General features: G+C 69.5%; 13 protein-coding genes and 1 pseudogene. 9 read left to right on the forward strand and 5 right to left on the reverse strand.

What is annotated here, in order from left to right; translation table 11 throughout:
- Position 1 precedes the first annotated feature (1 nt).
- Positions 2–634, reverse strand: coding sequence for a hypothetical protein (locus FVP33_RS08925; protein ID WP_147783313.1), 633 nt, complete (start codon positions 632–634; stop codon positions 2–4).
- Between the two features lie 195 nt (positions 635–829).
- On the opposite strand from FVP33_RS08925, the gene FVP33_RS08930 reads away from it, so the two are divergent.
- The 6 genes and pseudogenes from FVP33_RS08930 to FVP33_RS20220 all read left to right on the forward strand — a co-directional run.
- On the forward strand, positions 830–2113 hold the full coding sequence (locus tag FVP33_RS08930; RefSeq protein WP_147783314.1) for an extracellular solute-binding protein: 1284 nt from the start codon (positions 830–832) through the stop codon (positions 2111–2113).
- Positions 2110–3069, forward strand: a complete 960-nt coding sequence (locus FVP33_RS08935) for a carbohydrate ABC transporter permease (protein ID WP_147783315.1) — start codon at positions 2110–2112, stop codon at positions 3067–3069. The genes FVP33_RS08930 and FVP33_RS08935 overlap by 4 nt, the downstream gene beginning before the upstream one ends.
- Positions 3062–3988 (forward strand): carbohydrate ABC transporter permease, encoded by a 927-nt coding sequence (locus tag FVP33_RS08940; protein ID WP_147783316.1) that lies wholly within the window; start codon positions 3062–3064, stop codon positions 3986–3988. Before FVP33_RS08935 ends, FVP33_RS08940 begins: the two co-directional genes overlap by 8 nt.
- A 42-nt stretch (positions 3989–4030) precedes the next feature.
- Positions 4031–5014 (forward strand): hydroxyacid dehydrogenase, encoded by a 984-nt coding sequence (locus FVP33_RS08945; RefSeq protein WP_147783317.1) that lies wholly within the window; start codon positions 4031–4033, stop codon positions 5012–5014.
- A 63-nt stretch (positions 5015–5077) separates the two neighbouring features.
- The gene (locus FVP33_RS08950) at positions 5078–5941 is read left to right on the forward strand and encodes a sugar phosphate isomerase/epimerase family protein (RefSeq protein ID WP_147783318.1); all 864 of its coding nucleotides are present in this window, start codon (positions 5078–5080) and stop codon (positions 5939–5941) included.
- 413 nt (positions 5942–6354) lie between these two features.
- Positions 6355–6513 (forward strand): annotated as a pseudogene (locus FVP33_RS20220) (DapH/DapD/GlmU-related protein); the annotation flags it as partial.
- Positions 6514–7661: 1148 nt separating this feature from the next.
- On the opposite strand, the gene FVP33_RS08960 reads toward FVP33_RS20220, so the two are convergent.
- Complete coding sequence (locus tag FVP33_RS08960; RefSeq protein ID WP_147783320.1) at positions 7662–7859, reverse strand: hypothetical protein; 198 nt, start codon at positions 7857–7859, stop codon at positions 7662–7664.
- A 127-nt stretch (positions 7860–7986) separates the two neighbouring features.
- Positions 7987–8271 (reverse strand): hypothetical protein, encoded by a 285-nt coding sequence (locus tag FVP33_RS08965; protein ID WP_147783321.1) that lies wholly within the window; start codon positions 8269–8271, stop codon positions 7987–7989.
- A 202-nt stretch (positions 8272–8473) separates the two neighbouring features.
- Between FVP33_RS08965 and FVP33_RS08970 the strand changes: the two genes are divergently transcribed.
- Together FVP33_RS08970 and ligD are read left to right on the forward strand one after the other, a co-directional pair.
- Positions 8474–9250: a hypothetical protein gene (locus FVP33_RS08970; protein ID WP_147783322.1), complete on the forward strand. Its 777-nt coding sequence runs from the start codon at positions 8474–8476 to the stop codon at positions 9248–9250.
- A 13-nt stretch (positions 9251–9263) separates the two neighbouring features.
- Positions 9264–10286 carry a non-homologous end-joining DNA ligase gene (ligD, locus tag FVP33_RS08975; protein WP_147783323.1) on the forward strand — a complete coding sequence of 341 codons (1023 nt, stop codon included), beginning with the start codon at positions 9264–9266 and terminating at the stop codon, positions 10284–10286.
- Here the strand turns inward: ligD and FVP33_RS08980 are convergent.
- Entirely contained in the window at positions 10283–11335 is a 1053-nt protein-coding gene (locus FVP33_RS08980) for an ATP-dependent DNA ligase (RefSeq protein WP_147783324.1), read from the reverse strand. The genes ligD and FVP33_RS08980 overlap by 4 nt on opposite strands.
- Before the next feature lie 138 nt (positions 11336–11473).
- Here FVP33_RS08980 and FVP33_RS08985 point away from each other — a divergent pair, with 138 nt between their 5' ends.
- Positions 11474–12379, forward strand: coding sequence for a S1C family serine protease (locus FVP33_RS08985; protein WP_187270650.1), 906 nt, complete (start codon positions 11474–11476; stop codon positions 12377–12379).
- Here FVP33_RS08985 and FVP33_RS08990 read toward each other — a convergent pair.
- Positions 12345–14069, reverse strand: a complete 1725-nt coding sequence (locus FVP33_RS08990; RefSeq protein WP_147783326.1) for an NAD(P)/FAD-dependent oxidoreductase — start codon at positions 14067–14069, stop codon at positions 12345–12347. The two genes, FVP33_RS08985 and FVP33_RS08990, sit on opposite strands and share 35 nt — an antisense overlap.
- Between the last annotated feature and the right edge of the window lie 59 nt (positions 14070–14128).

Genomic DNA, 14128 nt, shown 5'->3' on the forward strand with positions numbered 1-14128 from the left:
GCTACGGACGCCCGGCGGCCCTGGGTGCCTTCCCGAGCCACAGCGCGAGGAACGCGGGAACGAGCCCGAGGCCGACCAGCGCGAGGGTGGGGATCCGGGAGAGAAGCAAGAGCCAGGTGACCATGACCACGAGGCTGCCGGCGGCCGCCAGGGGCCGGCCGGCGAGGACCGTCCAGCCCTGCCGTGCCGCCTGCCGCACCCCGGCGCCGTCGGGGAGCGTCGGGGCGGCGGCGAGGGTCGCGAGGTAGGCGCAGAAGGCGAACCCCCCGAGGGGGAGAAGGAGGGCGAGCGCTGCCGTGCGACCCCAGCCGCTGGCGGACGCCCAGAACAGCAGCGCGAAGACATACATCACGGCGAGGATCGGCGCGACGATGCCGGGCAGCCAGTAGCTGCGCCACGACCTGCCGAACCGGGAGAAGAAGACCCGGGTCGTGTCGGAGCGGCCGTCCACGAGCACATCGTGGAGCGCCCGCTGCAGGGCGAGGGACGCGGGGAGGGCGGTGACGACGGCTGCCGAAACCGTCAGCCAGTAGAGATGGAGCAGGAGCACGTCTCCGACAATCGTGGTGGCGGAGAACAGGCGGGCGCGCAGTCGTGCGCCCCTGGCAGCAGAAGACTGTGCTCGGCTACCCATGACCTCGCCCCCGTTTCTACCGCACAGACGCGCGGCGGTGACTCACCATGCTAGCGAGGGCGAACTCCGATGGCGCCTCATTCGGAAGACGTTTTCCGGGATCGGGGCAAGACCATGGCAACGGTGTTGACCGGCGGAGAAAACCGCTCTAGGGTCAGGGATAGCGCTTTCCCAACGCCGTCAAAGGAGACAACAATGAAACGCAGCACCACTCTCGGCGTGGTCGGCACGGCTCTTGCCGTGGCCGTCGTGCTCTCCGCCTGCACCTCGACCGGTGGCGCGAAGGAGGGGGCGAAGAGCGTGGATCCGGCGAAGGCGACCGGCACCATCCGCGTGCTCACCCCGGCGTACCCGGCCAGCAACGAAGGCAAGGCGGCCTTCCAGGCGGTGGTGGATGGCTTCAACAAGACGTACCCCCACGTGAAGGTCGAGCCGGACTTCGCCACCTACGCCACCCTCAACGAGAAGATCTCCACCTCGATCGCGAGTGGCGCCGGATACGACGTTCTCGTGACCGGGGTCGGCTGGGTTCAGCCCTTCGCCGCCAAGAACGTGTTCGAGGACCTGGGCAACCACGGCGTCACGAAGAAGACGCTCGGGGAGAAGTCGACGCCCGCGCTGATCCCGGCGTCCACCTACAAGGACAAGATCTACGCCTGGCCGTTGACGGCGGATGCCCGTGCCATCGGATTCCGCAAGAGCGCGTTCATCAAGGCCGGGCTCGATCCGAAGAATCCGCCGACGACGTTCAAGGGAATCAAGGCGGCGGCCGAGAAGCTCACGGAGCGGGACGCCGCCGGAAACATCACCCGGCCTGGCTTCGACTTCAATACGTCGCCGGGAAACTACCGTCAGGCCTTCGTGCAGCTGCTCGCGGCGGACGGCAAAGACCTCTACGTCAACGGCAAGCAGAACTTCGACAATAAGCAGGGGGTCGAGACTCTCAACTGGATGAAGAGCATGATCAACCACGTGCAGCCGTTCGGCCAGCAGAACGCCGCACTCAAGCCGATGACCTACACGAACGACGCGCCGATGGGCTTCGTCGGCGGCAGCATCGACTGCTCGGAGGCCGGAGTCGGCCAGGCCAACTGCGACGATCTCGGATTCTTCCTTCTCAACAACACGAGAGAGGTGGAGATGGTGGGCGGCAACCTCGCCTCGGTGGGTGCCAACAGCAAGAACAAGGACCTGGCCTGGGCCTTCATCAAGTCGATGAGCTCGGACGCCGCACTCGAGGCGATGGCCAAGCTCAACAACCAGATTCCGGCGACCGCGAACGCCGCGGATTCGGCCATCGTCAAGTCCAATGCGCTGAGCAAGTTCGTGGCCAAGAACCTCGGCAGGGCCATCTACGAGGGGGGCGCGACCAACTGGCTCGAGGTGCGCACCGACTTCAACTCGTCGGTCGACGACGTGCTCCTCGGCAAGCGGGACGCCGCCGAGGTGCTCGGCGAGCTGGCGACAAAGTCGCGATGACGACGACCCTGTCGAAGCCGTCCGAGGTCGGGGTGGCGCAGTCGCCCCGGCCCGGCCGGTCGGGAGCGGCGCCTCGGCGTCGCAGCTCCGTGGTCTCACGCCAGAAGCGCGCCGGCTGGTGGATGATCGCGCCCGCCCTGGTGCAGTCGGTCGTGTTCATCACCGTTCCCACGATCGCCGCGATACTGCTCGCCTTCACCGACTACAGCTTCTCGGGTGCGCCGAACTTCATCGGCGGGGCGAACTTCGTCGAACTGTTCGGCGACATCCGCTTCAGGACCGCCCTCGTCAACACCGTGCTGTACGTGCTCGTGGTGGTGCCGGTGTCGATGGCCATCGCCCTCGCCGTGGCGATCGCCCTCAACCAGAAGATCCGCGCGCTCGGCGCGTTCCGCACCGCCTACTACATCCCCGTGGTCACGGCCACCGTCGCCGTCGGCACGGTGTGGCTGTGGATCTTCAACTCGGGCTCCGGCCTGGCGAACGGGGTGCTCGCGCTCTTCGGACTCTCGCCGGTCGGCTGGCTCACCGACCCCAATCACGCGCTCTCCTCCCTCATGGTGGTCGGCATCTGGCAGGGCCTCGGCGCGAAGATGATCATCTATCTGGCGGCCCTGCAGGGGGTGTCGCCGCAGCTCGTCGAGGCGGCGAATCTCGACGGAGCCAATCGCTGGCAGGTGTTCCGCTTCGTGACCTGGCCCTCGCTCGGCCCCGCGCAGTTCTTCGTGCTCATCACCTCGATCGTCGGCACCTTCCAGGTCTTCGACCTCGTCTACGTGACGACCAAGGGCGGACCGGGACTCGCCACCAACGTGCTCGTCTTCGACGTGTACAACAACGCCTTCGGGAGTCTGCGGCTCGGCTACGCCTCCGCGGAGACCGTGATCATGATGATCCTCATCGGCGGGTTCATCATCCTTGGCCGACGACTGCAGGGAGCGAACACCCATGACTAGCCCCTCCACCGCGGTGCAGGCGATCCCGGGCGCGATCGTCCCCACTCGACGCCGCAAGAAGAGGGTCACGATCGGCCGGGTTGCGCTCTACCTCGTGCTCACCGTCGGCGCGTTCCTCATGATCGCGCCCTTCCTCTGGATGATCCTCACGGCGTTCAAGAGCGAGCTGGAGGTGGCGAGGTTCACCTGGCTGCCCGCCGTGTGGCGCTGGGACAACTTCGTGGGAGCCATGCAGACCGCGCCCTTCCTGCAGTATTTCCGCAACAGCCTGGTCATCGCCGTGGGGGAGACGGCGGTGACCCTGGCCATCTGCACCATGGCGGGCTACGTGCTGTCGAGCATCCCGATCCGGGGCGGCAAGTTCCTGCTCAACTACTTCATCACGCTGCTCATGGTGCCGTTCCAGATCATCCTCGTGCCGCTCTTCCTGATCGTGAAGTCTGTGCCGCTGTTCGGCGGTAACGACATCTTCGGCCAGGGCGGAACGGGCTGGTTGAACTCCTGGTGGGGGCTCATCGTGCCGCTCGCCGCCGCGCCGATCTTCACCTTCCTCGCCCGCCAGTTCTACGTCTCGCTTCCGTCCGAGCTCGCCGATGCGGCGCGCATGGACGGGGTGGGGGAGTTCGGCATCTTCTGGCGCATCATGACCCCCCTGGTCAAGCCGGCCCTCATCACGATCGCGGTCTTTCAGATCGAGGCGGCCTGGAACGGATTTCTCTGGCCGCTCATGATCACGACCACCGACGACTTGCGACCCCTCCAGCTGGGCCTGGCGATCTTCTCGCAGAACCCCGCGAGCATCCAGTGGCCGTATCTCATGGCGGGGACGGCCCTGGCCACCCTCCCCATGGTGCTGCTGTTCGTGTTCGCGCAGAAGCAGTTCGTCGAGGGCATGGCCAACGTGGGACTGAAGGGCTAGGCGGTGCTGCAGGGCAGAGCGCGGCCGCGCGTCGCATTCGCGATGAGGTCGGATGAGCTGGCCGCGACCGTCTTCACGGCCGACGCCCTCGAGCGCCTCGCACGGGTCGCCGACATCGTGGAGGTCGGGGTGCTGACCGAGTTCGGCAGCGAGCGGGCGCGACGGGTGCTGGCCGACATCGACGTGCTGATCACCTGCTGGGGCTGCCCGGTCATCGACGCGGGCGTCCTGGATGCGGCCCCGCGACTTCGCCTCGTCGCGCACTCGGCCGGCACCGTGAAGGGCCACCTCGAGCGGGAGGTGTGGGATCGCGGAATCGCGGTCACCACGGCGGCGCAGGCGAACGGCGAGCCGGTGGCCGAGTACACGCTGGCCTTCATCCTGCTGTCGGCCAAGGGCGCGCTGTCGTCGGCGCGGGACTTCGCCCGGCTGCAGGACATGAGGGCGAAGGCGCTGATGCCGGGGCAGGTGGGAAACCTGGGCAGCACCGTGGGCATCATCGGGGCATCGCGGATCGGCCGGCGGGTGCTCGAACTGTTGTCGCCGTTCCACCATCGACGGCTGATCTCCTCGCCCGATCTCTCGCCGGCCCAGGCGGAAACCCTCGGCGCCACCCTCGTGCCGCTGGACCGGCTGATGGCGGAGAGCGACGTCGTGTCGCTGCACGCCCCGGTTCTGCCGTCCACCATCGGCATGATCGGCCGCACCCAGTTCGACGCCATGAAGACCGGCGCGACGTTCATCAACACCGCGCGGGGAGTGCTCGTGGACCACGACGCGCTGCGCCACGAGGCGGGGAGTGGTCGGATCAACGCCGTGCTCGACGTGACCTACCCCGAGCCGTTGCCGGCCGGAGACCCGCTCTATGGCCTGCCCAACGTCGTGCTCACGCCGCACATCGCCGGCTCGATGGGCAATGAGCTCCCGCTCATGGGCGACTTCGCCGTGGCGGAAGTCGAGCAGTTCGCCGCTGGTGCCCCCCTCAACTATCCCGTGACGCTGGCGGATCTCGAGCGCATGGCGTAGGCGCTTCGAGCCCGGCGCGGGCATCGGGACAGAACCGGCAACAGACAACAGGACGAGTGGAAGATGACACGACCGAACGAAACGACACTGAGCGCGTCGACACTGGGCACGCCGGGGGAGCCGCTGGACACGGTGCTGGGCTGGCTGGATGACGCGGGCGTCCGGGCGATCGAACTCCGCCTGAGCGCTGGAGAGTTCGCGGACCCGGCAATGACCCGGCGCGAGCGGCTCGAGCTGCGGGCCCGACTCGACGCGGCGGGGGTGGTCGTGTCCGGCATCGCGAGCTACGTGCGCGTCGCCTCGGACGCGAACGACGAGATGGTGACCGGCGCGCTTGCCCACGCGCTGCAGTTCGCCGCAGACCTCCGTGCGCCCGTCGTGCGCGTGTTCCCCGGGGCGCCGACCCGCCCGGCGGCCTACGATCGGGTGCCCGAACTGATCGAGCCGGAAGCCGTGGTGGACGAGCGCGCCGCGCGCCGGCTCGACTCGGTGTCGGCGATCGCGAGCGACCTGGGCGTCCATCCGGTGCTCGAGACGCACGATTCGCATCCGAGGGGCGAAGACATCAGGCGCATCCTCGATCAGGTGCACGGCCCGGTGGGCGCGGTCTGGGACCTCATGCACCCGTGGCGGGTCGGCGAGCCGATCGAGCGCACCTGGGAGCTGCTCGCGCCCTGGATCGACGACGACCGCGGGGGCGTGCAGGTGAAGGACGCGAACCTGCCAGCCGACGCGACCCCGATCGCCATCGGCGCGGGGACGCTGCCCACGGAGGACTTCGGCCGCCTGCTCGGCTCCGCTGGGTTCCGCGGGACCGTCTGTCTCGAATGGGAGCGTACGTGGCATCCGAGGGCGGTCAGGCTGGATGAGGCGCTCGTGTCGACGAGGGCCTGGTACGACCGCCACTTCGCTGCCGTCGCGGCCTGAGGGGGCGATCGACGGTGTCCGACCACCACGACCTGCTCCTGCACTACAACGGCTGGCTCTTCTGGCGCGAGGCGAGTGACGACGAGAAGACGCGCCAGCTGTCGTACCAGCGGTCGATCGCCGAGCGCGCGGTCGCCCGGTTCGGCGAGGCCGTGTTCGTGTCCGAGTTGGCAATGGTGGCACCGGATGCGCTCGCGCTGGGGGCACGCTCGTGCGTCGCAGCGCACGCCTATCTCACCGGCACCATCGATGCGGGCGACGACTGCACGATCAATGTCTTCAGCGTCGTGCGCGGCAGGGTCACCCTGGGCGACGGAGTGCGGATCGGCGCCCACACCTCCATTCTGGGCTTCAACCATTCGATGGAGCCCGACCGCCCCGTCTTCCGGCAGCCCATCGTGGAGCGCGGCATCGTGATCGGTGACGATGTGTGGATCGGCTCGAATGCGCTGATCCTCGACGGGGTGACGGTGGGGTCGCACGCCGTGATCGCCGCGGGTGCCGTCGTCACGCGCGACGTCGCCGAGTGGGCGATCGTCGGCGGCAATCCGGCGCGCTTCCTGCGGGATCGCCGGGTGCCGAAGGCTCCGGAGCCGCGCGGTGGGCTCGCCAGGCGCCTCGCCGACTTCGCCGACCGCGCGCGAGCGGATGCGGACGCGATCATCGAGAGGAGCTGGGAACCCGATGCCCTCTCGGCGGACGGCGAAAGCCCCGGCCGCTACGTGGATGCACCGGGGGCGCGGGCCTCGCTGCGCCCGCACGCCGACGCCGTGGAGATCGGGATGCTGCTGAGCGGGCGTCCACCCCGGCAGCTGGAGGCCGCCGAGCACGCCAGGAGGCTCCGCCAGAACCAGGATCCCGTGACGGGTCTCACTGCGGAGGTCGACTCCGCTGGACGACACGGCACGGCTCCGACCGGGTTCACCGACGGCGCGGCCCAGTACCACGTGCTCAGCCTCGGCTACGCGCTCGACCTGCTCGGGTCGAGCCTCGAGCATCCGATCGGAGCGGTCGCGCGGATGACCCAGGCCGACATCATCGAATTCTGCGAGACCCAGCCCTGGGCGTCGGCCGGCTGGTCATCGGGTGCGGCGATCGACAGCCTCGGCACATCCCTCTTCCGCAACCTGGCACGGGACGGCGACGATCGATCGGCGCGGCGCAACCTGGACACCCTGATCGGCTGGCTGCACACCCACGCCTCTCGCGACACCGGGATGTGGAGTGCCGCACGACCGTCGGACGGCCTCCTGCAGCCCGTGAACGGCTTCTACCGCGCCTCGCGGGGCACGTTCGCCCAGTTCGGCCTGCCGATTCCGAACGCCGAACGGGTGATCGACACGGTGTTCGACCAACTCGCGGACGACCGCCACTTCGGGCCGGGGCGCACCACCGCCTGCACGATGCTCGACGTGGCTCATCCGCTCTGGCTCACGCGGCACACGGGTCATCGCCGCGAGGAGGTGCACGCCTTCGCCGCGGAGAGCATCGACCAGATCCTCGGGCATTGGGCGCCCGGCGCCGGCTTCGGGTTCCGGTTCTCGCCGACGAGCGGGCCGAACGCGGTCGATCACCTGCCGGGCCTACAGGGCACCGAAATGTGGCTCGCCACCCTGTGGTACCTCGCCGATCTCCTGGGGATCTCCGAATCACTCGGCTATCGCCCCAGAGGGGTGCATCGTCCGGAACCGGCCCACGACCTCGGCGGGTGACTGCCGGCTCAGTCGCCGCGCAGCTTGTCCTTGGCGTCGTTGCGCCGGTTGACCGACTCGCGCTCCGCCTCGGCCTGCTTCACCTTCGCGTCCGCCTTGAGCTCGGCGGCCTTGTCCTTCACCGTATCCACGGCGTCTTCCACGGCCCGGGCTGCGCGCTTGGCGGCGGCCTCCGCGGTCTCCTTGGCGTCTTCGATGAATCCCATGGCGATCTCCTTCCGTCCCTCGGTGCCCGAGGTCGGGCCCTCGGTAGAGGGTAGGACGCCGGCGACACGCAGAGACGTGCCGAAGGTCCCACCCCCTGCCCGAGTGCGATCAGGGCGGTGGTGCCGGTCAGCCCTGGTCGCTGATCGCGAAGTGGACGGAGCCGTCGTCCTCGGTCTTGGCGTCGAGGATCTTGCTGTCGAGCGCGATCGCCGCGTTCTGCTCGAGGAACACCTTGGCCCCGTCGCTCTCCACGACGGTGTCGTCGGGCTCCGGTGCCGGCGTGATCGCGACGGAGAACTCCGAGCCGCTGATGGGTTCGGTGCTGATGCGCAGGCCCGCGGCGTCTGCGTCTGCATTGCGCTCGGCGATGGTCTTGACGGCGGTGCTGGCTGAGTGCGTGAGTGTAAGCATGGTTATTCCCTCTCGGTTGCCTGCGGTTGAAGGGGGCCACGCTTCCGCATTCGCCGGGGGCATGCAAGCCCTGAGGAGGACTGTGCGGCAATTCACACCTTCGCCGAAGGCTCGAAATCGCCCACCGACGGCCGCCCGATCGTTTCCGCTGCCCGCGCACCAGTACCCTCGATAGGGTACCGACCGATGGGAAACCGACTCTGTGACTGATTTCAGCTTGCGCCTGCCGAGCACGCGGTTCCGCGCCGTGCTCAACCTCGGCGAAAAGCGTGCGGCATCCATCGCCCTGCCCCCGCGCTTCTCCAAGCCCGAGCTGTTCGCCGACTGGGATGACGACGAGGCGACCAGCGCGATCTACGTGGCCTTCGACGACGGTCAGCTTCACCTGGAGTGCCGAGGGTCGGACGTCGCGTACCACTTTCACCGCGGGGAGGACGAGGCCAGCGACACGAGCCCGTGGCCGGCCGCCGACACCGCCGTGCTGGTGGAGTGGGGCACGACCCTCGCCCTCGGCTTTCACGAACTGATGCCGGACCTCATGGACGAGATCGAGGAGGCGGGCGCCTGGCACGACGCCGGGTACTCGATCTACGTCTGCGAGACCGAGCCCGCCCAGCTCGACCTGCTGGAGGTGGAGGTGGAGGGCGAGTTGCTCACCCTGCCGTGGCTCGGAGCCGGACACGTCGACAACGAGCACATCGATGGCGACAACCATCCGATAGCGCTGCTCTGGACCCCGGGAACGGATGAGCCGGACCAGCCGATAGCCGAGGCCTGGCTGGATCCGACCACCGAACACCCGGTGACCCGCGCGCTGCCCGGCGTGGACTGGGACGCCGTCGGCCTGCCCGCCGACGAGGTGCAGTCCTGGCTCGAGGGGATCTACCTCAACCACCACGTGATCCCCGACGCCCAGAGCGCCCTGCTCGCCGCGGTGCTCGAGCGGATGGCGGGGGTCGACGGCGTCGACGCGTCCTGAGTACGTTGGTCCTATGGCCAGCGAAGCAGTCACCCTCACCGTCGACGGACCGCACGGCGCGCGGGAGGTGCGCATCTCGAGCCCGGGTCGCGTCCTCTGGCCCGAGCCCGGCATAACCAAGCTCGACCTCGCCCACTACATCGCCGAGGTCGGCTCCGCCTTCGTGGCGGCGAACGGCGACCGCCCGGTGTCCCTCCAGCGCTTCCCGGATGGCATCGACGGCGAGCAATTCTTCTCCAAGAACCCTCCCAAGGGTGCCCCGGAGTACGTGCGCGCGGTGACGGTGGTCTACCCGAGCGGTCGCAGCCATCCGCAACTCGTGATCGACGAACCGGCCGGCGCGGTCTGGGCCGTGCAGATGAACACGGTGGTGTTCCACCCGTGGCCTTCCCGAGCCGAGAACTCCGACAACCCGGATCAGCTGCGCATCGATCTCGACCCGCAGCCCGGCACCGACTTCGACGATGCGATTCCCGCCGCGATCGAGCTGAGGTCGCTGCTCGCCGAGGTCGGACTCACGGCGTTCGTGAAGACCTCGGGAAACCGCGGCCTGCACGTGTTCGCCCCGATCGAGCCGGTGCACGAGTTCCTCGAGGTGCGCCACGCGGTGATCGCCGCCGTTCGCGAACTCGAGCGGCGGATGCCCCAGAAGGTGACGACCGCGTGGTGGAAGGAGGAGCGCGGCGAACGGGTGTTCCTCGACTTCAACCAGGCCAACCGGGATCGAACCATGGCCGGCGCCTACAGCCCGCGCGCGCTGGCCCACGCGCCGGTGTCCTGCCCGCTCGACTGGGAGGAACTGGAGAACACCGACCCGAAACGCCTCACCATCGGCACCGTGCCGGAGCGGCTGAGAACCACGGGCGACCCCTGGGCCGGGATGCACGACGAGCCGGGCACGATCGACGGACTGCTCGGCTGGTGGGCGAGGGACCTCGCCACCGGTCTCGGCGAACTGCCATTCCCGCCCGACTTCCCGAAGATGCCGGGGGAGCCGCCACGCGTGCAGCCCAGTCGGGCGCGCCAGCAGTCCTAGGCGAGCACTTCCGCGAGATCGTAGGCGATCGGGCGCTCGAGCTGGTCGAACGTGCAGGAGCTCGCGTCGCGGTCGGGGCGCCAGCGGAAGAACTGCGCAGTGTGGCGAAAACGCGCGCCCTCCATCTGGTCGTATCGCACCTCGGCGACGAGAGTGGGCCGCAGCCGCACGAAGGACACGTCCTTGCCGGCGGAGAATCGGCTTCGCTCCGTCTCGCCCCTCACCACCTCGCCGGCGTCGTCCCGCTCCACGAGCGGCGCGAGTTCGTCGATCAGTTCCAGTCGCCGCAGGTCGCTGAACGCGGATGCCCCGCCCACGTTGCGCAGGACCCCGTCGTCGTCGTAGAGGCCGAGAAGAAGCGACCCGACCCCGCTGCCGCTCGAATGCAGGCGATAGCCCAGCACCACGACATCCGCCGTGCGGTGGTGTTTGGCCTTGAGCATGAGGCGCTTGCCCGGGGCGTAGGCGGCGGCGAGCGGCTTGGCGACGACGCCGTCGAGGCCGGCGCCCTCGAATTCCACCAGCCAGCGCCGGGCGGTGTCCACGCTGTCGGTGCTGCGGGTGAGGTGGATCGGGTCGCGAAGTCCGGCGGCGAGCGCCTCGAGGGCCTCCCGCCGCGCGCTGAACGGCTCGTCGAGGTATTCGCGGTCGCCCAGGGCGAGCAGGTCGAAGGCGACGAATGCCGCCGGCGTCTGCCGGGAGAGCGTGAGCACACGGCTCGTGGCCGGATGGATGCGGGCGGAGAGCGCCTCCCAGTCCAGTCGCTCGTGCCCGGCCTTGCCCGTTCGCACGACGATCTCGCCGTCGAGCACGCACGGCGCCGGGAGCTGTTCGAGGAAGGCCGCCTCGAGTTCCGGAAAGTAGCGGGTGAGCATCTTGGATCCCCGGCTGCCGATCTCGCAGGTCTCGCCGTCGAAGTAGACGATCGCGCGGAAGCCGTCCCACTTCGGCTCGTAGCCGAGCCCGCCCGGCACGGACGCGGGGTCCGGCACGCCGTCGACGGCCTTCGCGAGCATGGGGGAGATCGGGGCCGCGGACGAGAGTGTCATGGTCCGATCCTGCCCGAGCGGTGGGCCGAGCGACAGGGGGTGTCGTGCGGGCCGCGGGTGTGCCTTGTGCTGACGGCGAACATCTGCTCGCGGAGCGCCCGGCAGGCGCATTAATAGATCGTGACCAATGACGAGGTGATGGATGCGTACTCCCGCACGGTCGTGGACGTGGCTGAGCGGGTTCTGCCGAGCGTCGCGAGCCTGAGGGTGAGCGGCCCGCGCGGTCAGGGTGCCGGCAGCGCGAGCGTCATCACCGACGACGGCATCCTGCTCACCAGCGCCCACGTCGTGGTGGGCGCCCGCACGGCCACCGCCTCGTTCGCGGACGGCACTCAACGGGAGGCCGAGGTCGTGGGCAGGGATCCGCTCTCCGATCTCGCCGTGCTGCGGGCGGACGGCCCGGTGCCGCCGGCGCTCGTGCTGGGGGACGCGGCCGGCCTGCGGGTCGGCCAGCTCGTGGTCGCGCTCGGCAATCCCCTCGGGCTGGCGGGCAGCGTCACGGCGGGCATCGTCTCCGCGCTCGGACGATCGCTGCCCACCCAGGCCGGCCGGGTGATCGACGAGGTGATCCAGACCGACGCGGCTCTCAATCCGGGAAACAGCGGGGGAGTGCTCGCCGACGGCTCCGGGCGAATGGTCGGCGTGAACACCGCCGTCGCCGGCATCGGGCTGGGCCTCGCCGTTCCGATCAACGCGACCACCCGAGGCATCATCGAGACCCTCATGACCCACGGGCGGGTGCGTCGCGCCTGGCTCGGCATCGCCGGGGTGCAGGTGCCGCTCGCGCCGCAGCTGGCCGCGAGGATCGGCTCGCCGACCGGCCTTCAGGTGGCGGGGGTCTCCCCGAACAGCCCGGCGGCGGAGGCCGGTCTGCACGCCGGCGACATCGTCGTGGAACTCGACGGCAGGCTCGTCGTCACCACGACGGCTGTGCAGCGCCTCATGGTGGAGGACGCCATCGACCGGCCGATCGAGATCACCGTCTGGCGCAACGGCGCCCTCGTCGACGTCATCGCCGCGCCGCGGGAGCTGTCGGGAGACTAGCCAGGAAGGCGTGGACCGACGAGACGACGACCGACCCCTCGCCGACCGCCGAGGCCACCCGCTTGATCGAACCGCGACGGACGTCACCCACGGCGAAGAATCCGGCGACCGAGGACTCGAGCGGCGCCGGCGGGCGCTCGTACGGCCAGGCCCGACGACCGCCCTCGGAGACGATGTCGTTGCCCGTGATGACGTAGCCCCACTGGTCGCGCAGGATCCCGTCGGCGAGCCATCCGGTGTGGGGCACCGCGCCGATGGTGATGAACAGCGCGTCACTGGCGACGGTGGTCTCCACGCCGGTGACACGATGACGCAGCACGAGATGATCGAGCCGCGCGCCGGATCCGTCGTCGACGCCGCCCCCGCCGATGACCCTCTGCTCGGTGAGGATGTGCACGCCGGACGCCTCGAGCTGGTCGACCAGGTAGCGCGACATGCTCTCGGCGAGGTTCGCCCCGCGCACGATGAGGGAGACGGATGCCGCATAGCGGGCCAGGTGCAGTGCGGCCTGGCCGGCTGAGTTGCCGCCCCCGACGATGTGCACGATCCGTCCCGTCTGGGCCTTCGCCTCGACGGCAGAGGCCCCGTAGAAGACAGCGGAGCCCACGAACGGGGCGAGTTCCGGAACCGTGATGCGGCGGTAGGTGACCCCGGAGGCGAGCACGACGGATCGCGCGAGAAGGTGGTCGTCCGGCGCGACCTCGAGACGGAATCCGTCGGGCTCGACGCTCATCCCCACGACCTCGCGGGTGTGGGCGAACCGCGCGCCGAATGCCCAGGCCTGCTGGTAGGCGCGCTCGGACAGGTCGGCTCCCGAGATTCCGCGGGCGAATCCGAGGTAGTTGCGGATGAGCGAACTCGATCCGGCCTGGCCCCCGGCCGCCTCATGCTCGATCACCACCACGTTCAGACCCTCCGAGGCCGCGTACACCGCTGCGGCGAGGCCGCCGGGACCGGCGCCGACGACCGCGAGGTCGACGGTGTCGGTGGGCAGGTCGGTCGTGAGCCCGTTGGTCTCGGCGAGCTGTGCGTTCGTCGGGTCGGTGAACAGGCGGCCGTCGGCAAGGCGTACCAACGGCACCCCGGCGTAGGTGGCGCCGACCCCCGCAAGCAGGGCGCGGGCCTCGCCAGAGTCGGGGGCCACGACATCCACTCGCCGCCCCGCGCGGGTGAGCAGGCGGCGGATCTCGTGCGTGCGAGGCGCAGACTCGGAACCGACGACCGTGATGTCCCTGGGGCGTTCCCCTGACGCCCGGCGCCACTCGAGCAGGAAGTCGGTGACGGTGTGGTGGAAGTACTCGTCGGGGGACCGCCGCGGGCTGATCACGTAGTAGTCGATCTGATTCGCCTCCATCAGGCGCAGCACAGCGTCCGCGGTCTCACTCTCGGCCCAGGCGCCCCATTCGATCAGGAGCGCTCGTCGCACATCAGGGAAGAGCCGGCGCGCCTCGGTGAACACGGTTCCCCCGCCAGGCAACGGGGAGTGGTCGTCGGCGAGGATCAGCGCGACGGTGTCCCCGCGATCCGCCGCCGCCCGCAGGGCCGCGACCGCCTCGACCGCGGTGGCGGTCGCGACGACGCCGTAGTCCTCGGAGTAGCGCTTCCCGATTTCGCCCAGCACCGACTCCCGGGCGGCGCCGGACGTCGCCGAGATGACGAGCACGGCTCGCCGTTGCGCTGGCGTGGGCATTGCAGCCTCCAGGGGCGCTCCGACCGCCGACGACCGGGTCGCCCAGACCCGATTTTACC

This window comes from Lacisediminihabitans profunda (assembly GCF_008040105.1).
Classification (GTDB): domain Bacteria; phylum Actinomycetota; class Actinomycetes; order Actinomycetales; family Microbacteriaceae; genus Lacisediminihabitans; species Lacisediminihabitans profunda.